The sequence below is a fragment of the Pseudomonas sp. B21128 genome, from assembly GCF_044218865.1.
In the GTDB taxonomy this organism is placed as follows: Bacteria; Pseudomonadota; Gammaproteobacteria; order Pseudomonadales; family Pseudomonadaceae; genus Aquipseudomonas; species Aquipseudomonas iridis.
The window spans coordinates 3,323,670-3,348,821 of the sequence record NZ_CP162590.1; the positions used below are offsets into that span (position 1 = coordinate 3,323,670).

Annotated in this window: 24 protein-coding genes; 16 read left to right on the top strand and 8 right to left on the bottom strand. The window is 59.0% G+C overall.

Translation table 11 applies throughout. The features are described from left to right. Positions 1-32: 32 nt before the first annotated feature. Together AB4P91_RS14805 and sthA are read left to right on the top strand one after the other, a co-directional pair. The gene (locus AB4P91_RS14805; RefSeq protein ID WP_395603075.1) at positions 33-1,079 is read left to right on the top strand and encodes an FAD:protein FMN transferase; all 1,047 of its coding nucleotides are present in this window, start codon (positions 33-35) and stop codon (positions 1,077-1,079) included. 201 nt (positions 1,080-1,280) lie between these two features. After that, on the top strand, positions 1,281-2,675 hold the full coding sequence (gene sthA / locus AB4P91_RS14810) for a Si-specific NAD(P)(+) transhydrogenase (RefSeq protein ID WP_007907752.1): 1,395 nt from the start codon (positions 1,281-1,283) through the stop codon (positions 2,673-2,675). Between the two features lie 42 nt (positions 2,676-2,717). On the opposite strand, the gene AB4P91_RS14815 is transcribed toward sthA, so the two are convergent. Both AB4P91_RS14815 and AB4P91_RS14820 read right to left on the bottom strand, forming a co-directional pair. Further along, positions 2,718-3,440 (bottom strand): glycerophosphodiester phosphodiesterase, encoded by a 723-nt coding sequence (locus tag AB4P91_RS14815; protein WP_150592525.1) that lies wholly within the window; start codon positions 3,438-3,440, stop codon positions 2,718-2,720. Between the two features lie 14 nt (positions 3,441-3,454). Then, on the bottom strand, positions 3,455-4,036 hold the full coding sequence (locus AB4P91_RS14820; RefSeq protein ID WP_150592524.1) for a PilZ domain-containing protein: 582 nt from the start codon (positions 4,034-4,036) through the stop codon (positions 3,455-3,457). 94 nt (positions 4,037-4,130) lie between these two features. Here AB4P91_RS14820 and AB4P91_RS14825 point away from each other — a divergent pair, with 94 nt between their 5' ends. The 3 genes from AB4P91_RS14825 to AB4P91_RS14835 all read left to right on the top strand — a co-directional run bounded on the left by AB4P91_RS14825 (position 4,131) and on the right by AB4P91_RS14835 (position 7,380). Next, entirely contained in the window at positions 4,131-5,381 is a 1,251-nt protein-coding gene (locus AB4P91_RS14825) for a lipoprotein-releasing ABC transporter permease subunit (protein WP_395603076.1), read from the top strand. A 7-nt stretch (positions 5,382-5,388) separates the two neighbouring features. After that, a complete protein-coding gene (lolD, locus tag AB4P91_RS14830) occupies positions 5,389-6,072 on the top strand; it encodes a lipoprotein-releasing ABC transporter ATP-binding protein LolD (RefSeq protein ID WP_164488114.1) in 684 nt (227 codons plus the stop codon). A gap of 63 nt (positions 6,073-6,135) precedes the next feature. Continuing rightward, entirely contained in the window at positions 6,136-7,380 is a 1,245-nt protein-coding gene (locus tag AB4P91_RS14835) for a lipoprotein-releasing ABC transporter permease subunit (RefSeq protein ID WP_150592522.1), read from the top strand. 108 nt (positions 7,381-7,488) lie between these two features. Here the strand turns inward: AB4P91_RS14835 and AB4P91_RS14840 are convergent, their stop codons facing one another. Together AB4P91_RS14840 and AB4P91_RS14845 are read right to left on the bottom strand one after the other, a co-directional pair. Beyond that, positions 7,489-8,838, bottom strand: coding sequence for a heavy metal sensor histidine kinase (locus AB4P91_RS14840; protein ID WP_395603077.1), 1,350 nt, complete (start codon positions 8,836-8,838; stop codon positions 7,489-7,491). Continuing rightward, positions 8,838-9,518, bottom strand: coding sequence for a heavy metal response regulator transcription factor (locus AB4P91_RS14845; RefSeq protein WP_042560148.1), 681 nt, complete (start codon positions 9,516-9,518; stop codon positions 8,838-8,840). Before AB4P91_RS14845 ends, AB4P91_RS14840 begins: the two co-directional genes overlap by 1 nt. A 164-nt stretch (positions 9,519-9,682) precedes the next feature. Here AB4P91_RS14845 and AB4P91_RS14850 point away from each other — a divergent pair, with 164 nt between their 5' ends. Beyond that, positions 9,683-10,216, top strand: a complete 534-nt coding sequence (locus AB4P91_RS14850; RefSeq protein ID WP_150688843.1) for a plastocyanin/azurin family copper-binding protein — start codon at positions 9,683-9,685, stop codon at positions 10,214-10,216. A 61-nt stretch (positions 10,217-10,277) separates the two neighbouring features. Further along, entirely contained in the window at positions 10,278-11,108 is an 831-nt protein-coding gene (gene queF, locus AB4P91_RS14855; protein ID WP_339477327.1) for an NADPH-dependent 7-cyano-7-deazaguanine reductase QueF, read from the top strand. A 188-nt stretch (positions 11,109-11,296) separates the two neighbouring features. Here the strand turns inward: queF and AB4P91_RS14860 are convergent, their stop codons facing one another. Further along, on the bottom strand, positions 11,297-11,560 hold the full coding sequence (locus tag AB4P91_RS14860; protein WP_150592516.1) for a DUF4404 family protein: 264 nt from the start codon (positions 11,558-11,560) through the stop codon (positions 11,297-11,299). 109 nt (positions 11,561-11,669) lie between these two features. Further along, positions 11,670-12,290 (bottom strand): HAD family phosphatase, encoded by a 621-nt coding sequence (locus AB4P91_RS14865; protein WP_395603078.1) that lies wholly within the window; start codon positions 12,288-12,290, stop codon positions 11,670-11,672. 197 nt (positions 12,291-12,487) lie between these two features. Between AB4P91_RS14865 and AB4P91_RS14870 the strand changes: the two genes are divergently transcribed. From AB4P91_RS14870 to rssC, 3 genes are all read left to right on the top strand, one after another. Then, entirely contained in the window at positions 12,488-13,177 is a 690-nt protein-coding gene (locus AB4P91_RS14870) for a VacJ family lipoprotein (RefSeq protein ID WP_042560143.1), read from the top strand. Between the two features lie 348 nt (positions 13,178-13,525). Further along, on the top strand, positions 13,526-14,707 hold the full coding sequence (gene rssB, locus AB4P91_RS14875; protein WP_150592514.1) for a two-component system response regulator RssB: 1,182 nt from the start codon (positions 13,526-13,528) through the stop codon (positions 14,705-14,707). Beyond that, the gene (rssC, locus tag AB4P91_RS14880) at positions 14,707-15,189 is read left to right on the top strand and encodes an anti-sigma factor antagonist RssC (RefSeq protein ID WP_042560140.1); all 483 of its coding nucleotides are present in this window, start codon (positions 14,707-14,709) and stop codon (positions 15,187-15,189) included. Before rssB ends, rssC begins: the two co-directional genes overlap by 1 nt. A gap of 292 nt (positions 15,190-15,481) precedes the next feature. Here rssC and tal read toward each other — a convergent pair whose 3' ends face one another. Together tal and AB4P91_RS14890 are read right to left on the bottom strand one after the other, a co-directional pair. Next, positions 15,482-16,408: a transaldolase gene (gene tal, locus AB4P91_RS14885; protein WP_047302215.1), complete on the bottom strand. Its 927-nt coding sequence runs from the start codon at positions 16,406-16,408 to the stop codon at positions 15,482-15,484. A 202-nt stretch (positions 16,409-16,610) separates the two neighbouring features. Beyond that, complete coding sequence (locus tag AB4P91_RS14890; RefSeq protein WP_395603079.1) at positions 16,611-17,573, bottom strand: cellulase family glycosylhydrolase; 963 nt, start codon at positions 17,571-17,573, stop codon at positions 16,611-16,613. A gap of 289 nt (positions 17,574-17,862) precedes the next feature. Between AB4P91_RS14890 and AB4P91_RS14895 the strand changes: the two genes are divergently transcribed. The 6 genes from AB4P91_RS14895 to AB4P91_RS14920 are packed head-to-tail and all read left to right on the top strand — an operon-like array spanning position 17,863 to position 25,141. Further along, positions 17,863-18,303 (top strand): low molecular weight protein-tyrosine-phosphatase, encoded by a 441-nt coding sequence (locus AB4P91_RS14895; RefSeq protein WP_150592511.1) that lies wholly within the window; start codon positions 17,863-17,865, stop codon positions 18,301-18,303. A gap of 39 nt (positions 18,304-18,342) precedes the next feature. Further along, complete coding sequence (locus tag AB4P91_RS14900) at positions 18,343-20,571, top strand: polysaccharide biosynthesis tyrosine autokinase (protein ID WP_395603080.1); 2,229 nt, start codon at positions 18,343-18,345, stop codon at positions 20,569-20,571. A gap of 36 nt (positions 20,572-20,607) precedes the next feature. Next, positions 20,608-21,690 carry a glycosyltransferase gene (locus AB4P91_RS14905; protein WP_395603081.1) on the top strand — a complete coding sequence of 361 codons (1,083 nt, stop codon included), beginning with the start codon at positions 20,608-20,610 and terminating at the stop codon, positions 21,688-21,690. Positions 21,691-21,705: 15 nt separating this feature from the next. Further along, complete coding sequence (locus tag AB4P91_RS14910; protein WP_150598076.1) at positions 21,706-22,818, top strand: polysaccharide pyruvyl transferase family protein; 1,113 nt, start codon at positions 21,706-21,708, stop codon at positions 22,816-22,818. After that, positions 22,815-24,047, top strand: a complete 1,233-nt coding sequence (locus tag AB4P91_RS14915; RefSeq protein WP_395603082.1) for a polysaccharide biosynthesis C-terminal domain-containing protein — start codon at positions 22,815-22,817, stop codon at positions 24,045-24,047. Before AB4P91_RS14910 ends, AB4P91_RS14915 begins: the two co-directional genes overlap by 4 nt. Beyond that, a complete protein-coding gene (locus AB4P91_RS14920) occupies positions 24,038-25,141 on the top strand; it encodes a hypothetical protein (RefSeq protein WP_042560133.1) in 1,104 nt (367 codons plus the stop codon). The genes AB4P91_RS14915 and AB4P91_RS14920 overlap by 10 nt, the downstream gene beginning before the upstream one ends. Positions 25,142-25,152: the final 11 nt, after the last annotated feature.

Genomic DNA, 25,152 nt, shown 5'->3' on the forward strand with positions numbered 1-25,152 from the left:
CGTTTCGGAGCGAGCGCGCTCTGTAGTCCATAATGGCCGCCGCGGTTTTGCAGGGAGATGAAGATTTGTTAACTGGACGGTGCAGAGGGCTTGTGGTGCTGGCCGCTATTTTGTCGGGCTGCGGCAACGGCGACAGCCTGGAAAACTTTGGCGGCACGACCATGGGCAGCACGTATTCGATCAAGTACGTGCGTCATGCAGGTCAGGTGGATGCTGCGCGCGTGCGCAGCGAAGTGGAGGGCATCCTCGGCGAAATCGAGCGGCAAATGTCCACGTATCGCCGTGACTCGGATATCGAGCGCTTCAACGCATTGCCCGCCCGTACGTGTCAGAAAATGCCCGCGCCTGTCCTCGAATTGGTCCGCGTTGGCGAACAGCTGTCAGAGCAAAGCGAAGGTTCCTACGACCTGACCGTTGAGCCGCTGCTGAACCTGTGGGGTTTCGGCCCGCAAGGTCGCGAAGAAAAGGTCCCGAGCGCCGCTGCGTTGGCGGAGGTGTTGCAGAGGGTCGGTCATCAGCATCTGCGCATCGATGGCGAGCAGCTGTGCAAGGACGGCGCCGTCGAAGTCGACTTCAACAGTATCGCCGCCGGTTATGCCGTCGACACGATTGCCGCCAGGCTCGACGCCATGGGCATCCACAATTACCTCGCAGAGGCCACTGGCGAGCTCAAGGCCAAGGGCAAAAAACCTGACGGTTCACCCTGGCGCATTGCGTTGGAAGCGCCTCGCGACGATCAGCAGGTCGCCGAGCGCATCATCAACGTCGACGGCTACGGCGTGTCCACCTCGGGTGACTACCGCAACTATTTCCTGCAGGACGGTCGGCGTTATTCCCACACCTTCGATGCCCGCAGTGGCGCGCCCGTCCTACACGACCTGGCGTCGGTCACGGTCATTCATCCTTCAGCATTGATGGCCGATGGACTATCGACGCTGTTGCTGATTCTCGGGCCTGAAAGGGCGTGGGCCTATGCCGAAAAACATGACATTGGTGCATTCTTTGTCATTCGTGCCGATACAGGTTTTGTCATCCGCACCAGCAAGGCTTTCGATCGACTCGCTGGCGCAAAAAATTGACTGAGAACAATACGAAAGCTGGCGTTGTAGTGCAGGCAAAAGTAGCCTACGACGCGACCAAGGGTTAATGTGCGCGGCGTTGACGCTTCTATAGACTGTGTCCGGGTTCTTTACTGACCCCCAATTGTTCCTTCACGCCGCCGTTCGGCGTGATTTAGCCGCCGGTGCTGCTGGCACCGCGGCCTGTTCTGAGGAGTACGCATGGCTGTCTACAACTACGACGTGGTGGTGCTGGGTTCCGGCCCGGCAGGAGAAGGCGCGGCAATGAACGCCGCCAAAGCAGGGCGCAAGGTCGCGATGGTCGACAGCCGTCGTCAGGTCGGCGGTAACTGCACCCACCTCGGCACCATCCCGTCCAAGGCACTGCGTCACTCGGTGCGGCAGATCATGCAGTTCAACACCAACCCTATGTTCCGGGCCATCGGCGAGCCGCGCTGGTTCTCCTTCCCGGACGTGTTGAAAAGCGCCGAGAAAGTCATTTCCAAACAAGTCGCCTCGCGCACTGGCTACTACGCCCGTAACCGTGTCGACGTGTTCTTCGGCACCGGCAGCTTCGCCGACGAGCAAACCATTGAAGTGGTCTGCGCCAATGGCGTGGTCGAAAAACTGGTGGCCAAGCACATCATCATCGCCACCGGCTCGCGCCCGTATCGCCCGGCGGACATCGATTTCCACCACCCGCGTATCTACGATAGCGACACCATCCTCAGCCTCGGCCACACCCCGCGCAAACTGATCGTTTACGGCGCCGGCGTGATCGGCTGCGAATACGCGTCGATCTTCAGTGGTCTGGGCGTGCTGGTCGAGCTGGTGGATAACCGCGGTCAGTTGCTGAGCTTCCTCGACTCGGAAATCTCCCAGGCGTTGAGCTACCACTTCAGCAACAACAACATCACCGTGCGCCACAACGAAGATTACGATCGCGTTGAAGGCGTCGACAACGGCGTGATCCTGCATCTGAAGTCCGGCAAGAAGATCAAGGCCGACGCCTTGCTCTGGTGCAACGGGCGTACCGGCAACACCGATCAGTTGGGTCTGGAAAACATTGGCGTCAAGGTCAACAGCCGTGGCCAGATCGAAGTCGACGAGGCTTATCGCACCTGCGTGCCGAACATCTACGGCGCGGGCGACGTGATCGGCTGGCCGAGCCTGGCCAGTGCTGCTCACGACCAGGGCCGTTCGGCCGCTGGCAGCATTGTTGATAACAATAGCTGGCGCTTCGTCAACGACGTGCCGACCGGCATCTACACCATTCCGGAGATCAGCTCGATCGGCAAGAACGAGCAGGAGCTGACTCAGGCCAAAGTGCCATACGAAGTCGGCAAGGCCTTCTTCAAGAGCATGGCACGGGCGCAGATTGCCGGCGAGCCGCAGGGCATGCTGAAGATCCTGTTCCACCGTGAAACCCTGGAAGTGCTGGGCGTTCACTGCTTCGGTTATCAGGCGTCGGAGATCGTTCACATCGGTCAGGCGATCATGAGCCAGCCGGGCGAGCTGAACACGCTGAAGTACTTCGTCAACACCACGTTCAACTACCCGACCATGGCCGAAGCCTATCGGGTAGCGGCGTACGACGGCCTCAACCGGCTTTTTTGACGGGCTCCGGCCGGTGGCCTGAGCCGGCCGGGGAGACCGATTTCAGCAATTCTCGAGGGTGGCAGTGGCCAAACCGGGAAAGTCTGTAATCAGGCTGTCAACGCCGAAGTCGGCGAGTCTGCGCATCAGCGCAGGCTCGTTGACGGTCCACACCGACACATGCAGGCCCTGACGCTGCGCTTTTTGCAGGCGTTCAGGCGTACACAGCGTCCAGTTCAACGCCAGAATCTCGCAGCCGTAGCTTTGCGCGACCTTCAACGGGTCGAGCCAGGCGTACTCGGCGACCAGGCCGCGCGACACATCCGGCACCAGATCCAGCGCCGCCTTCAGCACTTCCCGCGAGCTCGAGGTGATGGTCACCTTGTCGAGCAAGCCGTGGCGTTGCGCCATTTCCCGAATCGCCAACACGGTGGTGGCAGCGCGGGTGCGAGATGCACTTTTGACTTCAAGCTGCCAGTGCTCGAAATCGCACTTCTCGAACAACTCTTCCAGCGTCGGAATCGGGCACGGCTTGATCCAGCCCGGGCCGCCCTTACGCGCATCAAATGTCACCAGGTCGGCGGCCGTCTGCTCGACGACCTTGCCGCGACGGTCGGTGGTGCGCTTGAGCGTCGGGTCGTGGATGACCATCAGCTCGCCGTCCTTTGACAGGTGCAGATCCAGTTCGCAGCGGCGCACGCCGTGCTTGAGACATTCCTGAAAACCGGTCAGGGTGTTTTCCGGTGCTTCGCCCTTGGCGCCGCGGTGGCCGTAGATGAGGGTCACGGTTCTTCCTTAATTTAAATGCCTGATTCGTTCTGTTCGCGGGCCAGACGCCGTTCCTGAGCCTGCTTCTGCAAGATATAGCGAGCGAGTAGCTGGCGCTGGGCATCGGTCAGGTGTTCGAACTCGGTCCCGACGTCGTAACCCTCACCCTTGCGCTCGCAATGGGTGACACGGGCGCGCAGCAACAGGCCGAGCGCCTGGGGCATCAGCACCAGTTTGATCGACAGGTGTGCACCGGCTGCGATGGGCGTCGGGTGCTGGAAGTCGATCCCGCCCTCGGAGATGACCACCGGTTGCGGCTCGCCGATGTGGCCGAGCACGGTGAGGGCGACCACCTGGCTAAGCAGGTCGATGCGTTTGTTCTGGGATTTCAGGAACGCGGCGATGGCCCGATCGCGCTCGCTGATCTGGCGCAACAGGTGCTGCGACTCGAATTCGCTCAGGTGCAGTTCGCTGAGCAGGTTGAATAGAGGGGAAGCATCCTGCAACACTTCCTGGCCTGCGGCTTCGGGAGCGGACAGGGGCCGAATTTCCAGTGCGATCGTGTCCTCGATACGGTAGTATTCGCGGCGATCTTCTTCATCTAATGTCGACATGGCGAACCCATGGTAGCGGCGGTGGTCTGAGTGTAAAGCTGGTTATCGACCCCCGCCACAAGGACGTTCCTTTTCCCTCCGAACAAGCCCCGACATGTTCAGACCTCTCTTCGTATTTATCGGCACGCGTTATACCCGTGCAAAGCGTCGCAATCATTTTGTGTCATTCATTTCCCTGACTTCGATGATCGGGCTCGCCCTTGGCGTGGTCGTGATGATCGTTGTGCTCTCGGTGATGAATGGCTTCGATCATGAGATGCGCACCCGCGTGCTGGGCATGGTGCCCCACGCGACCATTGAATCCACTGATCCGATCAACGATTGGCAAAGCCTGGCCACCCAGGTCAAACAGAACCCGCAGGTGGCGGCCGTCGCGCCGTTCACCCAGATGCAGGGCCTGCTGACCAATAACGGTCAGGTCTCCAAGGTGTTGCTCAACGCCATCGACCCTGCGCTCGAACGCAATGTGTCGATCATCGACAACTTCATGAAGCAGGGCAAACTCGACGACCTGACGCCCGGCAGCTTCGGCATCGTCATCGGCGACAAGGCCGCGACCAAGCTCGGCGTGGGTCTGGGGGACAAGGTCACCTTCGTCGCCCCGGAGGTCAGCGTTACCCCGGCCGGGATGTTCCCGCGCATGAAGCGCTTCACCGTGGTCGGCATTTTCCATGTCGGCGCCGGCGAGCTCGACGGTTACCTGGGCGTCACCAACCTGCAGGATCTGGCGAAAATGCATCGCTGGAAGCCTGATCAGGTGCAGGGCCTGCGTCTGAAGTTCGACGACCTGTTTCAGGCACCGCGTGCGGCATGGAACATCGCCCAGCAACTTGGCGATGACCGTTTCTACGCCCGTGACTGGACCCGAACCCACGGAAATCTGTATCAGGCGATCCGCATGGAAAAGGCCATGATCGGTCTGCTGTTGCTGCTGATCGTTGCGGTGGCGGCGTTCAACATCATTTCCACGCTGGTGATGGTGGTGAACGACAAGAAGGGCGACATCGCCATTCTGCGCACCCTCGGCGCTACGCCGGGGACGATCATGCGCACGTTCATGGTGCAAGGCACGGTCATCGGTGTGGTCGGTACCGCCATTGGCGCGGTGCTCGGTATTCTCGCCGCGCTCAACGTCAGCGCAGCGATCTCGGCCCTCGAAGGGCTGCTCGGGCACAAGTTCCTTAATGCTGACGTGTATTTCATTGATTATCTTCCGTCGCAGGTGCAGAGCCAGGATGTGGTCATGGTCTGTGCCGCTGCGTTGGTTTTGAGTTTCCTCGCCACCCTGTATCCCGCCTGGCGTGCCGCGCGCACCCAGCCGGCGGAGGCGTTACGTTATGAGTGAGTCGGGCATGAGTGAAAAAGCAATCTTGAGCTGCCGCAACCTGGGCAAGTCCTACGAGGAAGGCCCGGAGTCGGTAGAAGTGCTGGCCGGTCTGCAACTGGAGTTGAACCCGGGCGAACGTGTGGCAATTGTCGGCACCTCGGGCTCGGGCAAAAGTACTTTGCTCAACCTGTTGGGCGGCCTCGACACGCCGACCCAGGGCAGTGTCTGGCTCGATGGCGAAGAATTGTCGGCGCTGAGCGAGAAGAAGCGCGGTCTGCTGCGTAACCGCTCGCTGGGCTTCGTCTATCAGTTCCACCACTTGCTGCCGGAATTCACCGCGCTGGAAAACGTCTGCATGCCGCTGCTGATCGGCAAGACGTCGATCCCGGAAGCGCGTCAGCGCGCCACGGCGCTGCTGGAGCGCGTGGGGCTGGGCCATCGCCTGGAGCACAAACCCTCCGAGCTGTCCGGCGGTGAACGCCAGCGTGTGGCGATTGCCCGCGCACTGGTGAACAAGCCGGGGCTGGTCATGCTCGACGAGCCGACCGGCAACCTCGACTCCCACACCGCCCAGGGCATTCAGGACTTGATGCTGGAGCTCAGCACCTCGATGCGCACGGCGTTCCTGGTGGTGACCCACGACATGAACCTGGCTCGCCAGATGGATCGCGTCCTGCACCTGCAAAACGGTTGCCTGACGCCCATCTGATGCGTTGAAACCCGGCGTCTGAAAAGGCGTCGGGTCTTTTATTTTTATACGGTGCCCCAGCGAATGTTCAGACCGTTATCGATCTTTATCGGCACGCGCTATACCCGCGCCAAGCGCCGCAATCGCTTTGTTTCGTTCATTTCGATGACCTCGATGATCGGCCTCGCCCTCGGCGTGCTGGCGATGATCGTGGTGTTGTCGGTGATGAACGGCTTCCAGCGCGAAATGAGCTCGCGCATCCTCGGCATGGTGCCGCACGCCACCATCGTTGGCGTCAAACCGATTGACGATTGGCAGCCGGTAGCCGCCGCGGCCATGAAAAATCCCGAAGTGACTGCCGCCGTGCCGTTCACCGAAATGGAAGGCATGCTCTCCTACAAGGGTTTGATGCAGCCGATCCAGATCAGCGGCGTCGATCCGGCGCAGGAAGGCAAGGTGTCGATCGTCGCCCAGCACATTGTGCAGGGCCGTCTCGACGCGCTGAAACCAGGTGAGTTCGGTGTGGTCATTGGTGAAATTACCGCTCGCCGTTTCCGCCTGAATGTCGGCGACAAGATTACCCTGATCGTCCCGGAAGTCAGTACCGCGCCGGGCGGGATTACCCCGCGAATGCAGCGGCTCAACGTGGTCGGCGTGTTCAAGGTGGGGGCCGAGCTGGACGGTTCGATGGGCCTGATTCACGTAGCTGATGCCGCGACCATGCAGCGCTGGGAGCCGAATCAGGTGCAGAGCGTGCGTCTGGCAGTCAAAGACTTGTACGCCGCGCCGAAAGTGTCTGCAGACATCGCCGCCGGTCTTGGCGCCGAGTTCAAGGCGGACGACTGGACCCACACTCAGGGCAGTCTGTTCAGTGCGATGAAGATGGAGAAAACCATGATCGGCCTGTTGCTGCTGATGATCGTCGCGGTGGCGGCGTTCAACATCATCGCCACATTGATCATGGTGGTGAACGACAAGGGCGCGGACATTGCGATCCTGCGCACCATCGGCGCCACGCCCCGGCAGATCATGGCGATCTTCATGGTGCAGGGCACGGTGATCGGCATTGTCGGCACGCTGATTGGTGGTGTGCTGGGCGTGATCGCGGCGCTGAATGTCAGTGAACTGGTCGGCTGGTTCGAGCGCGTGAGCGGGCAGCATATCTTCAGCTCCGATGTGTATTTCGTCAGCAATCTGCCGTCTGAATTGCAGGGTGGTGATGTGTTGCTGATCTGCTCCGCCGGGTTTGTCTTGAGCTTCCTCGCGACGCTGTATCCGGCGTGGCGGGCGGCGAAGATCGAGCCGGCGCATGCGCTGAGATATTCGTAACCTTCGATATCGCCTTCGCGAGCAAGCTCGCTCCCACAGGGGATTTGTGAACGACACAGATCCAATGTGGGAGCGAGCTTGCTCGCGAAGGGGCCAGAAATGTTGGCCTCAATTCCCCTTGGGCAACTCAATCACAAACCGCGTCCAGCGCCGATCCGATTCGCAATGAATCTGCCCACCATGGGCCCGAACGATCGATTGAGTAATCGCCAATCCCAAGCCCGCATGTTCGCTGCTACCTTCCTGCCGCGCCGGATCGGCCCGATAGAAACGGTCAAACAATCGCGGCAACAGCTGCGCTGAAATCTCACCGCCGGTGTTCTCGACCGATACACGCACAGCATTCGGCAGGTCCTGGATCGCCAAGCGAACCTCCCCCGAGGCGGGTGTAAAACGCAGCGCGTTATCCAGCAGATTCGACAGCGCTCGGCGCAACATACTGCGGTCACCTTCGATTTGCGCAGTGCCTTCACGGCTCAACGTCACTGCGGCGTCCTCGGCCAACGGCGCAAAAAACTCCAACAGCGCATCCGCCTCATCCGCCAACGTTAGTGGTTCACGCTTGGGCATCAGCAAACCGTGATCGGCCTTGGCCAGATACAACATGTCATTGACCAGTTGCGCCATCCATTGCAGTTCTTCGAGGTTGCTGTGCAGCGCTTCGCGGTAATCCTCGATCGGTCGCGGGCGGGTGAGGGTGACCTGGGTGTGGGTCAGCAGGTTCGACAGTGGCGTGCGCAGTTCATGGGCGATGTCGGCCGAAAACGCCGAGAGCCGCTGAAACGAGTCGTCGAGGCGTGCGAGCATGGCGTTGAAGCTGTGGGCCATTTCCGCGAGCTCTAGAGGCATTTGCGCTTCCGACAGTCGGGCATTGAGCGATTGCGCCGAAATCCCACGCGCCACCGCACTCATGCGCCGCAATGGACGCAAGCCGCTGCGCGCTGCCCAGGCACCGAGTAACGCGGTAGCCAGCGCCGAAAGCCCGACGGTCAGCCAGATCAGATGTTGCATGCGTTGCAGAAAGTGCTGGTGATGGGTGATGTCCAGCAACAGCGTCAATGTTGGCGAGTCGGGTTTGTCCGGGTAGAGCGGGGCGTTCAGCACGCGGTACTCGGTGTCGTTATTGCTCACGGTCGACAGGCCGGATTGTTGCGGCAAGACGTCTGGCACCTTGATCGAGCTGTCATACCAGCGCTGCCCGTCACCGCCAGTGATGCGCAACGACAGATCGGCTTGTCGGCTCAGCTCGTCCGCCAGCCGTGTCTCAGCCTCACTGCCCTTAACATCCTGCAAGGCGCGGCGCAGGCCGATCAGTTTGCCGTCGAGCAATTGCTGGTCGAGCTCAATGAAATGCGCCTCACTGGCGCGGTTGAACAGCACCCCGGCGAACAGTGAAACCACAGCGGTGCAGGCCGCAAACAACAAGGCCAGGCGTGAACTCAACGACAACCGGCGCATCAGGCTGGGCGCTCTTCAAGCACATAACCCATGCCGCGCACGGTGTGGATCAGCTTGTTGGGGAATTCGTCGTCGACCTTCAGGCGCAGGCGCCGGATCGCCACTTCGATGACGTTGGTGTCGCTGTCGAAATTCATGTCCCAGACCTGCGAGGCGATCAGCGATTTGGGCAGGACTTCCCCCTGGCGGCGCAGAAGCATTTCCAACAGGGCGAATTCCTTGGCGGTCAGGTCGATGCGCTGGCCCTGGCGTTCGACTCGACGGCGGATCAGGTCCAGACGCAGATCGGCCAATTGCAGGCTGGTTTCCTGGGGTGTGGCACTGCCTCGACGCAACAGGCTACGTACCCTGGCCAGCAGTTCGGAGAAGGCGAACGGTTTGACCAGGTAATCGTCGGCGCCGAGCTCCAGGCCGTGAACCCTGTCCTCCACCGCGTCTTTTGCTGTCAGAAAAAGCACCGGCGTATCCAGGCCGGCGCTGCGCACTGTTTGCAGAATCTGCCAGCCATTGCGCCCGGGCAGCATCACGTCGAGGATCAGCAATGCGTAATCACCGCTCAAGGCCAGTTGCTGGCCGCTGTCGCCGTCGGCCACCAGTTCAGTGTTGAAGCCGGCCTCGGTCAGGCCCTGACGCAGGTATTGGCCGGTTTTCGCTTGGTCTTCAACGATCAACAGTTTCATGGGCGACTCGGGCTGATTCAATGTGTAGGAGCGGATGCTTTATACCGCGAGAGCAGGCGGCATCCGCCAACCTGACAAAGTTGTAATCTGCCTGTCAGGTAGATGCCAGCGCAGGCCGGCTAGAGTTTCCCACAGGCTGAACCTTATCTTGTTGGAGTACGACCATGTTTTCGCGCAAATCCCTGGTGTTGACCGCGTGTTTGTTGGCATTGAGCGCGTCAGTGTCGGCCGGGGCAGGGCACACCTACGAATTCGGTCAACCGGCCGCGGCCAGCAAAGCCACCCGAAGTATTGAAGTGGTGATGGGCGATATGTCGTTCGAGCCGAAGGCTATCAAGGTCGAGGCCGGTGAGACCGTTCGCTTTGTGCTGGTGAATAGAGGCCAGTTGCTGCATGAATTCAACCTCGGTAACGCGGCGATGCATGCCAGTCATCAGAAGGAAATGTTGCAGATGCAGCAGAGCGGCATGCTCACGCCTACTGGCATGAAAGAAATGTCCCACGACATGGCGGGCATGGATCACGCGGCGATGGGCCATGGCATGAAGCATGACGATCCGAACAGTGTGATGGTCGAGCCAGGTAAAACCGCTGAGTTGACCTGGACCTTCAGCAAGGCTACCGGTCTGGAGTTTGCCTGCAACATCCCCGGGCATTATCAGGCTGGTATGGTCGGCAAACTGACTGTCAGTCAGTAAGCACTCAAAGGAGCGGACAAAGACTGGTAGAATCCGCTGATTCTTCAGTCAGGTTTCCGCCATGCATCCCGCAGCCGAACACTCGCCGCTGGGCAAATCCAGCGAATACATCGCCACCTACACACCGTCCTTGCTGTTCCCGATTCCGCGCACCGCGAAATGGGCGGAGCTGGGCCTGACCGCCGAAACCCTGCCGTATAAAGGCGTGGATTTCTGGAACTGCTTTGAACTGTCGTGGCTGTTGCCCTCCGGCAAACCGGTGGTGGCCATCGGTGAATTCAGCATTCCGGCGGACTCGCCGAATATCATCGAATCCAAGTCCTTCAAGCTGTATCTGAACTCGCTGAACCAGACACCGTTTGCCGATAGCGCTACGCTGGAAGCGACGTTGGTCAAGGATCTGTCGGCAGCGGCCGGCAAACCGGTCGGCGTGCGGGTTCGCAGCCTCAAAGAGGTTGAAGCCGAAGGTGTCGTGGCGTTGCCGGGTGTGTGCATTGATGACCTGGAAATCAGCGTCAGTAACTATGAGCACCCGCGTCCAGAGCTGCTGCGTTGCGATGATTCGCGCGTCGTCGAGGAGAGCGTGCACAGCCACCTGCTCAAGTCCAATTGCCCGGTGACCAGTCAGCCGGACTGGGGCAGTGTCGTGGTGGAGTATCGCGGCGCGGCGCTGGATCACGCCAGTCTGCTGGAATACATCGTCAGCTTCCGTCAGCACTCGGACTTCCATGAGCAGTGCGTCGAGCGGATTTTCCTCGACCTGCAACGGTTGCTGAAACCGGAGAAGTTGACCGTGTTTGCGCGGTATGTGCGTCGCGGTGGGCTGGATATCAACCCGTATCGCAGCACTGAGAGTGTGCAGTTGCCGAACCATCGTCTGGTTCGTCAATAAGGATCCAGGGTGTGGAATAACCACGGTAGGAGCGAGCTTGCTCGCGAAGACGTCGTGTCAGTCGCCATCATCGTTGAATGATCGACCGCATCCGCGAGCAAGCTCGCTCCCACATGTGACCGCGTCGCCAATCGCGGAAATGAAAAAGCCCTGCCATCGCTGGCAGGGCTTTTTTTGTCTGGCGGGGATCAGATCCCCATGCTGCCCAACGTATTGACGATGTTGCGCAGGGTACCGGCGATGGTCGGGTGATCGACTTCGAAACGTTCGACTGCCAGATTCACCCCATCGACGATGCTGGCGTCCTGGGTTGCAGCCTCCAGTTGGATTTGAGATTCAACCTGCACCATCAGAGCACGCAGATCTTCCCGTTCGGCTTCCGACAGCGGCGGATTCTGATCCAGCTGCTCGCGCAGGGTATCGAGCTGTTTTTGAAGTTCTTGAGCGGGCATGGTGGTTTCCTTTTTATCGAGAGGCACTGGCATTGACCGCAGCCACGCGCCAAAGGTCTATGGCTGACCTTAAGATTAATCCACTCTCGATTACCCTGCATGATCCCGATCAGGGCTTTTCGCCTTTAAGGCGGCGCAGGCTGATGTCCGCCAGGCAGGTTTCCAGCTCGCCCAGATGATCGATCACCGAATGCACGCCGAGGCCGAACAGCTGCATCGTCGCTTTGCCGCGCAACTGCTCCCGTTCCTTTTGGCTCAAGGCTTGCCACTCGCCCGGCGCCAGGCCGCACAGTGAACCGCAGGATGCCAGGCCGATTGTCCATAAGCCGGCATTGAGGCCCGATTGCAGCAGTCGAGGCTCGCCGCTGACCAGTACGCAACCGTCCAGGCTGCCAACGTTCAAGTCCATCAGCGCTTGCCAGCAGGCGTTGGGAGCGGGCCAGGGATTGATTGTTGCCGAATGTTGCGCAGGCTTGATCCACTCCGGTAAGGCAGCCGATAGCGGTTGCGCAAGGGCAGGGGGCAGGTCGTCGAGCCATGCGCAAGGAATTTGCTGGCGCTGCAGGCTCTGCAGACTTTCGAGCGTGCCCGGTGTGGTCTCGGCATGTTCGGGCAGGGCGGCGCTCTGTTGTCGGGCGCGGGCACCGAAATCCACCAGGCAACCACTGAGTCCGAACAGTATGGCGTTCAGGCCGGGCGCGGCGACGGGCAAGGTTTCGGCGTGTGACATGGCAACGTCCCTGAAATATTCACGAGACTAGAACCTGTCGATGACAGTTGCATGACGACCGTGTGAATGGAGGGCTCGAGAAGGTCCTGCCAGTCACTGCATTCCCGCACTGCTCAAAAGCCCTTTTGCGCTTATACTAGCGGCCTTACCGCCCAGGTCGAGATGCCTGTGCCAGTACCAATCCAAGGAGTTTTTCTATGCGCTTGAGCCCTTCGCTCGCTCAGCTTTGTGTATATGCCGGCCTGGTGCTGGCGCCGTTCGCCACTCAAGCGGCAACGGAAGAAGACCCTTGGGAAAGCGTCAACCGTCCGATCTTCCAGTTCAACGACTTCGTCGACACCTACGCGCTGAAGCCTTTGGCGCAGGGCTATGAGTTCGTGACGCCGCAATTTGTCGAAGACGGTATCCACAACATGTTCCGCAACGTCGGTGATGTCACCAACCTGGCGAACAACATTCTGCAGGCCAAACCCGCTGCGGCGGGTGTCGACACCGCGCGCCTGATCTTCAACACCACGTTCGGCCTGCTCGGCTTCTTCGACGTCGGCACCCACATGGGCCTGACCCGCAGCGACGAAGACTTCGGTCAGACCCTGGGTTATTGGGGTGTGGGCAGCGGCCCGTACGTGATGCTGCCGCTGATGGGACCGAGCACCCTGCGTGACGCACCGTCCAAGTATGTCGACGGCTTCACCGGCATGTACCGCTACATCAACGATGTGCCCGTGCGTAACTCGATATTCGGCCTGAACATCGTCGACACCCGCGCCAGCCTGCTGTCCAGCGAAAAGCTGATCAGCGGCGACAAGTACACCTTCATTCGTAACGCCTACTTGCAAAACCGCGAGTTCAAGGTGAAGGACGGTCAGGTCGAAGACGATTTTTAAATCTCGATCGATCGTGTGAAGAAGGCGACCTGCGGGTCGCCTTTTTTGTTCGCGCCACATCGTTGTCGACGATCGTCGTGGACCTTCCATCGAGTTACGGTTTCAGCCGTTCTTATAACTCTCGGTGCTTTGACAACCAAAGTCGTCGAGCGACCATCGGCGCATGCTTGAAACGCCCCGCGGATGGGAGTACCGTCTGCGCCTTAGAAGGGCACCTCTGGTGCAACCGTGTACGCAGCTAACGCGCGAAAGCGGTGCAGCAGAGAGGCTAGAAAGCGAATCCAGTAGTCTGCGCAGGGCCGTTGCCCCGCCAACTACGCCAACCTAATTCTGGCGCCGTTTGCCCACATGCCAAAAACCAGTGCCACGCTGCTGATAATCGATGATGACGAAGTAGTGCGCGCGAGCCTCGCGGCCTATTTGGAAGACAGTGGTTTCAGCGTCCTGCAGGCCAGCAACGGCCAACAGGGTCTTCAGGTATTCGAGCAAGACAAGCCCGACTTGGTCATCTGCGATCTGCGCATGCCGCAGATGGGCGGTCTCGAACTCATCCGTCAGGTCACCGAGCTGTCACCGCAAACGCCGGTGATCGTGGTGTCGGGTGCGGGTGTGATGAACGACGCGGTCGAAGCGCTGCGCCTGGGCGCGGCGGATTACCTGATCAAGCCTCTCGAAGATCTGGCTGTGCTCGAGCACTCTGTGCGCCGGGCCCTGGATCGTGCGCGCCTGCTGCTGGAAAACCAGCGCTACCGCGAGAAGCTCGAAAAGGCCAACCGCGAGCTCGAAGCCAGCCTGAACCTGCTTCAGGAAGACCAGAACGCCGGTCGCCAGGTGCAGATGAACATGCTGCCGGAAAGTCCGTGGAGCATCGACGAGTTCCAGTTTGCTCACCAGATCATCCCGTCGTTGTACCTGTCGGGTGATTTTGTCGACTATTTCCGTGTCGACGAGCGCCGGGTGGCGTTTTATCTGGCGGATGTATCGGGTCATGGCGCCTCCTCAGCCTTCGTCACCGTGCTGCTGAAGTTCATGACCACGCGATTGCTCTTCGAATCCAGGCGCAACGGCACTTTGCCAGAATTCAAGCCTTCGCAAGTCCTTGGTCATATCAACCGGGGGCTGATCAGCTGTAAGCTGGGTAAACACGTCACAATGGTCGGTGGAGTCATCGACGAGGAGACCGGTTTGTTGACCTATAGCATCGGCGGCCATCTGCCGTTGCCTGTGTTGTACACGCCTGACAGTGTTCGATATCTCGAAGGGCGCGGTCTGCCGGTGGGCCTCTTCAATGAAGCCACCTACGAAGATCACGTGCTTGAGCTGCCGCCGACGTTCAGCCTGACGCTGATGTCTGACGGCATTCTGGATCTATTGCCAGAACCTACGCTCAAGGAAAAAGAAGCCGCTTTGCCCCAACGGGTGAAGTCGGCGGGCGGCAGCCTGGATGGTCTGCGGCAAGTTTTTGGATTGGCCACGCTGGGGGAGATGCCGGATGATATCGCCCTGTTGGTGTTGAGCAGGAATCTTTAATGAGTACCGGTAGAATCCAGTTCGCCGAGCAGGATGGCACCTTCGTCCTGAAGTTCGTTGGTGAAGTTCGCCTGACCCTGTGTTCGGCGTTGGATGCGACTATTGAGAAAATCTTCACCGCGCTGAACTTCAACGCGATCGTGATCGATTTGACCGAAACCCGCAGCATCGACAGCACCACATTGGGCCTGTTGGCCAAGCTGTCGATCCTGTCGCGGCAGAAGGTTGGTTTGCTGCCGACCGTGGTCACCACCCACGATGACATCACCCGTCTGCTGCAATCGATGGGCTTCGAGCAGGTGTTCAACATCGTCAACCACCCCGTGCCGTGCCCGGAGTGCCTCGATGACCTGCCGGATCAGGATCAGTCGGAAGAAGTGGTGCGGATCAAGGTGCTGGAAGCGCACAAGATCCTCATGGGCCTGAATGATTCCAACCGTGAAGCGTTTCACGATCTGGTGAATGCGCTCGAACGGCACTGATTCCCTGAAGTGATGTTTGCCGGGCTGGCCTCTTCGCGAGCAAGCTCGCTCCCACAGGGTTGCGTGGTGGCCACAGCATTTCCATACCCCCACAGGGTTATGTGGTGGCCACAGCATTTCCATACCCCCACAGGGTTATGTGATGACCACAGCATATCCATGCACCCACCTATCCTGTGGGAGCGAGCTTGCTCGCGAAGGCGTCAGCTCAGACGCTACATTTCTAAATATCTAGCCAATAAAAAAGGGCGAACCCAACAAGGTTCGCCCTTTTTGCATTTGCCGAACTAGATCACAGCTTGGCTTGCAGCAGCGCCTCGAGCTTTTCCTGGTCTCGGGCGAACTGACGAATGCCTTCAGCCAGTTTCTCGGTGGCCATCGCGTCTTCGTTGGACAACCAGCGGAACTGCGCTTCATTGAGACTCAGGCGCGCTTCACCCGCGTGCCCTGGCGCCAGTTTGCGCTCCAGCTTGCCAGTGTCGGCCGCCAGTTTGTCGATCAGGTCCGGGCTGATGGTCAGGCGGTCGCAGCCAGCCAGTTGCTCGATCTGGTTGAGGTTGCGGAAGCTCGCACCCATGACCACGGTCTTGTAGTCATTGGCCTTGTAGTAGTTGTAGATGCGCGTGACGGATTGCACACCCGGATCATCGGCGCCGGTGTAGTCGTTGCCGTTGGCCTTCTTGTACCAGTCGTAGATCCGGCCTACGAACGGCGAGATCAGGAACACACCGGCATCGGCGCAAGCTGCTGCTTGGGCGAAGGAGAACAGCAAGGTCAGGTTGGTCTGAATGCCTTCCTTCTCCAGTACTTCGGCGGCACGGATGCCTTCCCAGGTCGAAGCAATCTTGATCAGCACGCGGTCGCGGCCAATGCCGGCCTTGTCGTAAAGCTCGATCAGGCGATGCGCGCGTTTCAGCACGGCGTCCTTGTCGAACGACAGGCGCGCATCCACTTCGGTGGAGATACGGCCCGGGATTACTTTGAGGATTTCCTGACCCACCGCAACGCCGAAACGGTCGCTGGCCAGGCCAACATCGCCCTTGCAGTCGCTGACGCAAGCATTCAGCAGTTCGGCATAACCGGCAATGGCCGAAGCCTTGAGCAGCAGGGAAGGGTTGGTGGTGGCGTCGACCGGTTTGACCCGGGAGATCGCTTCGAGGTCGCCGGTGTCGGCCACAACGGTGGTGAATTGTTTGAGTTGTTCCAGCTTGGAAGTCATGGGTGTGCTCTGTCCTGTGGGTCTGACGACATTACCCGAGCGCTGACAGCCACTCAAGGGCGCGTACGTGGATCGATGGCCCCTGAGGCAACAACCTGAAAACGATTGTTTGAAAGGCGGGGCGCGGTATCGATGAATACGACGTCAAAACCCCTGACAGGTTCAAAGCAACTGACCTGCGTACAGATCAGTCGCACAGGGTCTACTGCATGTTCAGCTGAGTGGCGGCGGCCATTTTCGCCGGTTTCGGTTGCCCGTCTGTGGTCAGCAGGCCGAAGTTCTTCTCGCGTTCGTTACTGCCCGATTCGCTATTGCGCCATTCGTAAATTGACGTCAACGGGATATTGAGCTTTTTCACATCGACGATAAACGCGCTGACCTTGCTGGCCTGGCCGTCGATGCCGCCATTGGAGCTGAGCGCCGATACGCCCCATTCACTGATGACCCCGGGCAGATGAAAATTTTGCTGGATAAACGACTGTGCATTGCTGATTTGCGTGGCCGTCATGCCGTACGGGTGATAGGAAATCGCGTCGAGGCATTTCGGGTACTCACTGACGATCCTGTTAAGCGCCACCGTTGACGCAGAGCCTGCGGTCGGTGCACGGGCAAGACCGAAGCCGACCACTGGCGTGGTTTGCGCTGTGGCCTGCAACGACTTGCACACGGCGCTCATGAACGGCACGAACGTCGTAGCGAAATTGCGCGTTGGCCAGTAGGTTTCAAGATCGGGTTCGTTCCAGATCTCGATCGCCACCAGTTGTGAACTGTAGGTTTTCTCCAAGCCTGTCAGTGCGGTGGCGAACGATTCGCCAGCCTTTGTCAGTTCATCGACGTTGTCGGGTGTCGGGGTCAACGGCTTGATCGCGCGCACGGTCAGCAACACCGGCAGGCCAGCGGATTGTGCGGCTGCAAAGGCATCGCTGACCTGCTTCTGATAAGCCTTGGCGGTGAGGCTGTCGCTCCATACGCCGAAACGCACAAACGTGAAGCCAGCGGCTTTGATCTCGGCAGCATCGGCTGCGGTGAAGTTCTGGATTTTGACCTGGATGCCGAACGTCTTGCCGGGCAGGTTGGGGAAAAGTTCACTGGCCTGAGTGTGATTTGCAGCACTGAGCACCAACAAGAGTGAGGCACTCAGGCGTTTTAGATGGGCTGATTTCATGTCTGCTCTCCATGAGGATGACGACGTCGAATAGTTCTCTCGTTACCTTTTTATCGAAACTAACATGCTCGCAAAGTGCGCGAATGTTATTTTTTGTCGGAAATAATCCGCGTGAAAATCACAGTTATTATTAGTCCGCTAATTCTGGTTGGGGGGCTTTTAAACGCTGTGGTACTTAGTGTTCCGGTACTAACAGGGCGAATCTATTTCTGAGTGCGGGAAGATCTAGTGGGTTCATTAAAGTTCGCTCTAGATGTTGGCAGTTTGATATTACACAGGAAAGTAAACCTTGTTCAAAAAGATCCTTGTCGTCTGCGTTGGCAATATATGCCGAAGTCCTACCGCAGAACTGTTGCTGCGTAACGCGCTGGCCCCCGGAGCAATTTCGGTGACCTCTGCCGGCCTAGCGGCACGTGTCGGAGAAGGCGTTGAAGCTTCGGCGCGGCAGGTTCTGGAAGACCACGGGCATAGCGCCGAAGGCTTCAAGGCGCGGCAACTGACCTCAGACATCGTCAATGAATCAGATCTGATTCTGGTCATGGAAAAACAACACGTTAACCAGGTATTGAATATTGCCTCCCATGCGCGGGGCAAAGTCTTTCTGCTCGGTAAATGGCAGAGCGAACGAGAGATACAAGATCCATACCGTCAAGGCAAGGCCGCTTTTATTCATGCCCATGCATTGATTGAAGATGCTGTCAGCGCATGGGCACAACGTCTTGTACGTTGATCAATATTCTTCAGATCAGTGAATGGTAAGAACAGACTTATGCAGTTACCGTCAGTAATCGCCAACCGTGACAACGATCAAGACAGTATTGATCTACTCGGCATATTCGGCAGTTTGATAGACCAGAAATGGTTGATCGGCGCACTCACCGGTGCCTTTATGGCTGCCGGCGTTGCCTATGCGGTGTTGGCCACGCCTGTGTACCTGGCGAACGCGCTGGTGCAGGTCGAACCGAAAAAGAACGACATGCTCGGTTTCTCCGACCTCAACAGCATGCTCGGTGGGCAATCGCCGTCGGTGACCGAAATTGGCATCATCAAGTCGCGCGCGGTGATCGGCAAAACCGTCGATGACCTGCGTCTGGATATCGACGTCACCCCCAATACTTTTCCGGTGATTGGCGGTTTTCTCGCTCGCCGTTATCGCGGTGAAACCGAGTTCAGCGTTGCGCCGCCACGGTTCGGCATGAACAGCTATGCGTGGGGCGGCGAGCGTGTCGAGATCGCCCGGCTCGACCTGCCAAAAGAACTGCTGGGCAAGAAGCTCACGCTGATTGCCGGCGAACAGCATCACTTCAAGCTGCTCGATGAAAACGACAACGTGCTGGTAGACGCTGTTGTGGGTGAAGCCTTCGCCCAGGATGACGTAGAAGGGCTGATCGCTCATCTGTCGGCCAACCCTGGCACGCAGTTCCAGGTGGTGCGCAATCCACGGATCGTGACCATCCAGAGTTATCAGGATGCACTGGATATTTCCGAGCAGGGCAAAGAGTCGGGCATCATTCGCCTCGCGCTGGCCAGCGCCGACGCGCCTGAGGCGGTGAAGATCCTCAACAAGATCGCGGCGCTGTACGTCGAGCAGAATGTGCGCCGCACGTCTGCCGAAGCGGCGCAGAGCCTGGCTTTCCTGCAGAGCCAGCTACCGCAGGTCAAACGTGATCTGGCCAAGGCCAGTGATGCGCTCAATGCCTACCAGACGCACGGCAAGACCGTGAACATCTCCCTGGAAACCCAGTCGGTGCTCGGTCAGTCCGTGGCGCTCGAAACGCGGATTTCCGAGCTGAAAATGCAGCAGGCGGAGATGGATCGCAAGTTCACCAAACAGCATCCGGCCTACCGCGCACTGATGAGCCAGATCGGCGAATTGACGCAACAGCAGAAGTCGCTTGAAGGCAAGGTTCAGGATTTGCCGGCCACGCAACAGGAGCTGTTGAACCTGACCCGCGATGTTGAAGTGGCCTCGCAGATCTACACGCAACTGCTGAACAAATCCCAGGAACTGGACATCGTGCGTGCCGGCGCAGTCGGCAACGTGCGCCTGATCGACACGGCGGATGTCGACCTGACCAGTCCGGTCAAACCGAAAAAAGCCCTGATCGTGCTTATCGCCACCTTCCTCGGCGCCTTCGTCGGCGTCGCCCTGGTGTTGCTGCGCAAATCCCTCAGTCGCGGCCTGGAAGGGCCGGAGGCCATCGAGCAACTTGGCTTGCCGGTGTATGCGTCGATTCCTTACAGCGCGCTGCAACAGGAAGAGGACGGCAAAAAGGGGCGCGCCCGCGATGGCGTGGACAAACCGGCGTACCTGTTGGCGTTGCGCAACCCGACGGATCTGTCCATCGAGTCGATCCGCAGCCTGCGTACCTGCCTGCACTTCGCCGGGCTCGACTCGACCAACAACCGCATCATGATTTCCGGGCCGAGCCCGCAGGTCGGCAAGACGTTCGTCTCTTCCAACCTTGCCGCCGTCATGGCGCAAAGCGGTCAGCGTGTGGTGCTGATCGACGCCGACATGCGCAAAGGGCATCTGCACAAGACCCTCGACGTACCCATCGCCAATGGTCTGTCAGACCTGCTGGTCAAGCGCTGCAGCCTCGAGCAGTCGATCAAAAAAATCGAAGGCGCTGACCTGCATTTCATCAGTCGCGGGCAGGTGCCGCCCAATCCTTCCGAGCTGTTGATGCACGCCAATTTCCGCGAGCTGCTGGCAGAGCTCAGCGAGCTGTACGACGTGGTGATCATCGACACGCCGCCGCTGCTGGCGGTGACCGATGCGGCCATTGTTGGCCGTGAGGCGGGCATCAGCCTGATCGTCACGCGTTTCGGGGTGAACCCGGCCAAGGAAATCGAATTGACCATTCGCCGCTTTGCGCAGAACGGCATCGAGTTGAAAGGTGCGGTGTTCAACGGCGTCGAGAAGCGCGCGGCCAGTTACTACGGCAACGGCGGCTACGGCTATTACAACTACGAATACGCCTCCGACAAATCCTGATTCGCCGCGATTTTTCTAAATTTGGAGTGGGTGGTTGTGAAAAAAATACTGCACGTGGCTGAGACGATAAAAGGTGGCGTTGCGACGGTCATTCGCACGATTTCGACGTCGCCCGAAGACGATGCGGCCAATTACGGGCTGGTTTATCTGGTCCCGCAGGATCAGGAAAAAGAGCTGCACGGCATTGCTGCGCAGCAGATTCGCACCTTCGCCCGAACCGGGCGCAACGTGCCGTCGCTGCTGCGTTTCGCCTGGCGCCTGGCACAGGTGATGCTCAAGGAAAAACCCGATGTGGTGCATCTGCACAGTACTTTTTCCGGGGTGATCGGCCGTTGCGTTTGCGTGCTGTTGCGACCGTGGCGCAAGTCGAAAATCGTCTACTGCCCGCATGCGTTTTCGTTCCTGATGGAAAGCTCGCCGATCAAGCAGAACGTTTATGCGTGGATCGAGCGTGTCTTGCAGAAGGTCACCGACGTGATCATTTGCGTCAGCCAATACGAGCTCGATAAAGCCGCAAGTTTCGGCATCGAGCGCAAGCGTATGCGCCTGATCTACAACGGCATTCATCGCCGGGACGAGGCGGCAAAAATCGCCAATCCCGAGCCGATTCATCTGTTGTTTGTCGGCCGCCTCGACTACCAGAAAGGCTTCGACGTGTTGCTCAAGGCCTACGCCAAGGTGCAGCGCAGCGATCTGAAACTGACGGTGGTCGGCAGTGCGGTCAACGAGGACGTTGTCGAGTGCCCGCCCATGCATGGCGTTGAATACCTGCCGTGGGTCACACCGAGTGAAGTGCACGCGCTGTATCAACAAGCCGATGCGTTGATCGTCCCGAGTCGCTGGGAAGGTTTTGCCATGGTGCCGCTGGAAGGCATGGCCATGGGGCTGCCGGTGATCGCCAGTGACTGCACGTCACTGCCAGAACTGGTCAGCAACGAGGTGTCCGGTTACGTCTTCCCGACCGGTGATCACCAGGCGCTGGCGGACGTGCTGGCGAAAATCCAGAAGCCGCGGTTGCTCGACCTCGGCAACGAGGGCCGCAGCATTGTCCGCGAGCGTTTCAGCGCCGCGTTGATGATCCGCCAGACCTACGACCTGTATCGCGCTCCCACTTATTAAGTAGAACTCAAGCTTATGAACGTAACGATTTTGCATGGCTACAGTGCGTCCAACTCCGGTGACGGTCTTCTTGTCGATCTGGCCATTGCCCTGGTGCAGCGCAACTTTGGTGACGACACCGCGATCAGCGTTGTGGCGTCCGATCCGCAATCCTTCAGCTACTTGCCGCACCCACGTTTTGACGCGCCGGTCATGGCGGCCAAAGGACTGGGGCGGGTCAAGCAAGCGGTGTTTCTCAAACAGTCCTACGCAGGGCTCGCCGATCTGTTGCGCAAAACCGACCTGATCGTCGGCGTCGGCGGCGGTTACATGCGCTCGAAAAGTGCGTTCGAGCACATCAAGTTGAAACTCGGCCACGCCAAGCAACTGGAAACCGCGATCCTCAGCAAAGTGCCGTCGGTGTATCTGCCGCAAAGCATCGGCCCGTTCCATGGCGAGAGCAGCAAAATCGTCGAGCATTACGCCAGCGCCGACGCAGTGTTCGTGCGCGACAATCGTTCGTCGGCGATCTTCGATGCCTGTGAAAACGTCTATCGCGCGCCGGATCTGGCCGTGCAATCGTTGGCCAGCAAAATCCTGCAGCAACCCAAGTTCACCCGTTGCGCCGCGTCGCCGGCCACGGTGTGCGTCGTGCTGCGCAAGCCTCCAGAGTGGAGCAAGGAAAAGAAGGTCGCCTACGTCGCCAATCTGAAGGTGTTGCTGCAACGCCTGAAGAACAAAAGCAAAGTGGTCTGCGCCGTGCAAAGTGCCGTGCGTGGCAACGATGACGGCGCGTTCTATCGCGAACTGGGCATCAGCGAAGGCTTGCTGTCGCTGAAGGAGACAATTGCCAAGTATCAGCCGGATCTGGTGATTTCCGTGCGCTTGCACGGCGCGATCGAATCGCTGCTCTCGGGCGTGCCGGCGTATCACATCAGCTACGAGCGCAAAGGCTTCGGCGCCTATCAGGACATGGGTGTCGAGGACTGGGTGATTAACGGCGGCGACATCAATGTCGACACCATCATCAACACGGTTTACGCGCCGAACGCGTTGTCGAATTTCGGCAAACGCCTGACCGACACCTGCCGCGAGATCGAGGCAAAAACCGTGGCCATGGACGAGATCATCAAAGGGATCGTTCGATGATATTTCGGCTACTGCTTCGCGGCGGAGCGTTGGGCGCGAAGTTTTTGCTGGTGCTGGCGATCACTCATTACCTCGGTTATGAAGCGTTGGGCTTTTACGGCGTGGTGGTCGCGGCATCGCTGATTGCCTCGAAGTTCTACAGCGTCGGCTTCAGTTCGGAAATCAATCGGCTGATCAGTGTCGGCGGCAGTTCGCGCCGGGTCGTCGACAAGGTTTTGCTGCTGTATCTGGCGGTGGGGTTGGTGTTGTCGGTGGTGACAGTGCTGATTTATTCGGTGTTCCAGGCAGTCGAGGCGCCGATGGCGCTGATCCTCTGCGTGACCCTGGTATTGCTCACCGAACACCTGTCGTTCGAAATCAACTCGTTCGTGTTTTCCGCGCAGAAAGCCACGGCGGGCGCGCTGCTGTTCTTCATCAAGACCGGCCTGTGGGCGTTGTTGGCGGTGGGCGGGATGATGCTCGGCTGGGTGTCGGGCATTGCCAGCGTGTTGTGGCTGTGGGGGGTCGCCAACGTGCTGGTGATCATCGCCGGCTACCTGATTGTGGTGAACGTTCATCGCGGGCGAGAAGCCGGAACGCTGGCCACCGCGACGGTGTGGAAGGCCGGATTGCCGTTCTACCTCGGCACCGGTCTGATCGCGTTGAGTCAGTACGCCGAGCGCTTTCTGATCATCGACCTCGAACCCTACGCCAGCCTCGGTAAATACGTGTACGCGTGGTCGGCGGCCAACACCTTGCAAGCGTTGTCCTACGCGGTGGTGGCGGTGGTCGGCATTCCGGTGCTGGCCAAACGTTTTCAGGCCGATCAGCAAGCGTTCACGGTCAGGCAATTGTTCGTCAACAAATGGGTCATGCGCTCGCTGACGGTGTCCGCTGTGGTGGCAGTGGCGATTTATCTGTTCTTCAACGTGGTGCTCGATTACGTCGCGACCAGCGTGCCACGTCCGGACAACGCGATCCTCGCTGTGCTGATCTTTTCCTTCGCCTTGCGCGCGATTGGCGACATCGTCTGGGGCGGTTTGAGTGCCTCGAAAAACAGTCGCGTGTCACTCGCCAGCGCGGCAATCTGCCTGTTGGTTTCGGTGCCGGTCAGCTACCTGCTGATCAAGCACTATTCGATCTATGGCGCGGCGTGGGGCAACGTCTTTGCGATCATCGTGCAACTGGGCGTGATTGCCGTGTTGACCCGTGTGACGGGCGCGAAGAAGGCCGCTGTGTCATGGGCCTGAAGCTGCCGTGCATCGAGTTTCGTGGCAAGAAACTCGATTCGTACGTCTCGTTCCTGATCCTCTTCACCGGCCTGTTTCTGTCGGTGGCCATGCCGCTGCTGGTCCCTCGCGCGCCCGGGCCGGATGCCATGACGTTATGGTCGTCCTATGCTCGCGCCGACAACTGCAATTTCTGGAATCCGTTCTCGCCGGATCGCTCCTCCTACGAGTGTTCGGCGTTCCTGCTGCGGCCCACCGGGATCAACCTGACCAATGCCTGGGCCTACGGCATGTTCTGCAACTTCTTCCTCACGGCGATTCCGGTGGTGGTGTTTCGGCGCATGCCCCTGGCGATCTTCGGCACCTTGTGTCTGTGGGGCATCGTCCGCTCGTTTTTTCTGGAAAACCTGACCAAGGAAATCATCGTTTCGGTGGCGGTGCTGAGCATTTTGCTCAGCTCGTTGACGCGTAAATATCGCGGCGGATTTTTCCTGTCGGCGGTGATCTACGGCGTGTTGATCCGGCCCTACTGGATTCTGTTTTCGCTGTCCTGGGTCGGCGTCTGTGTGATGAAGAAGTATGTGTCGCGCATGACCTTTTTCCTGATGCTGTTCATGTTCTATCTGGCAGTCGCCATGGCGATTCAGTTGGCGCTCGGGTTTCCGGTGTCGTCGATTCGCGCGAGTAACAACGAGTTGCGCACGGCGGGGGAGGAGGGCTCGAAATCGTTGATCGTGTCGTGGCTCAGCGGCAGTGACTTCGTCTCCCAAGCGCTGGACTCGATGATCATCTTCTTCCGGTTGTCGTTCCCCGTGGAGCTGATTCTGCTGTCCGGGCCGGGTCAGGCGATCTTCGTCGCCTTGATGATCATGACCGCGTTGCTGCTGTTCAAAGTCATCACCTCCACCGATTACAAGGGCACGCCGATCCAGACCAAACCCAAGGAACTGATCGCGATTCCGCTGGCGTTTTTGCTGGTGCAGGGTTTGTTCGAGCCGGACTTCGGCTCCTTCGCCCGGCACTTCTCGATGGTCGTGCCAGTGCTGTTCGTCGGCCTGGGATTGATGCTGCGCGCGAACAAACCGGTGCAGGTTGAATCAAGAATTCTGAATTGAGGCAGGTGCTT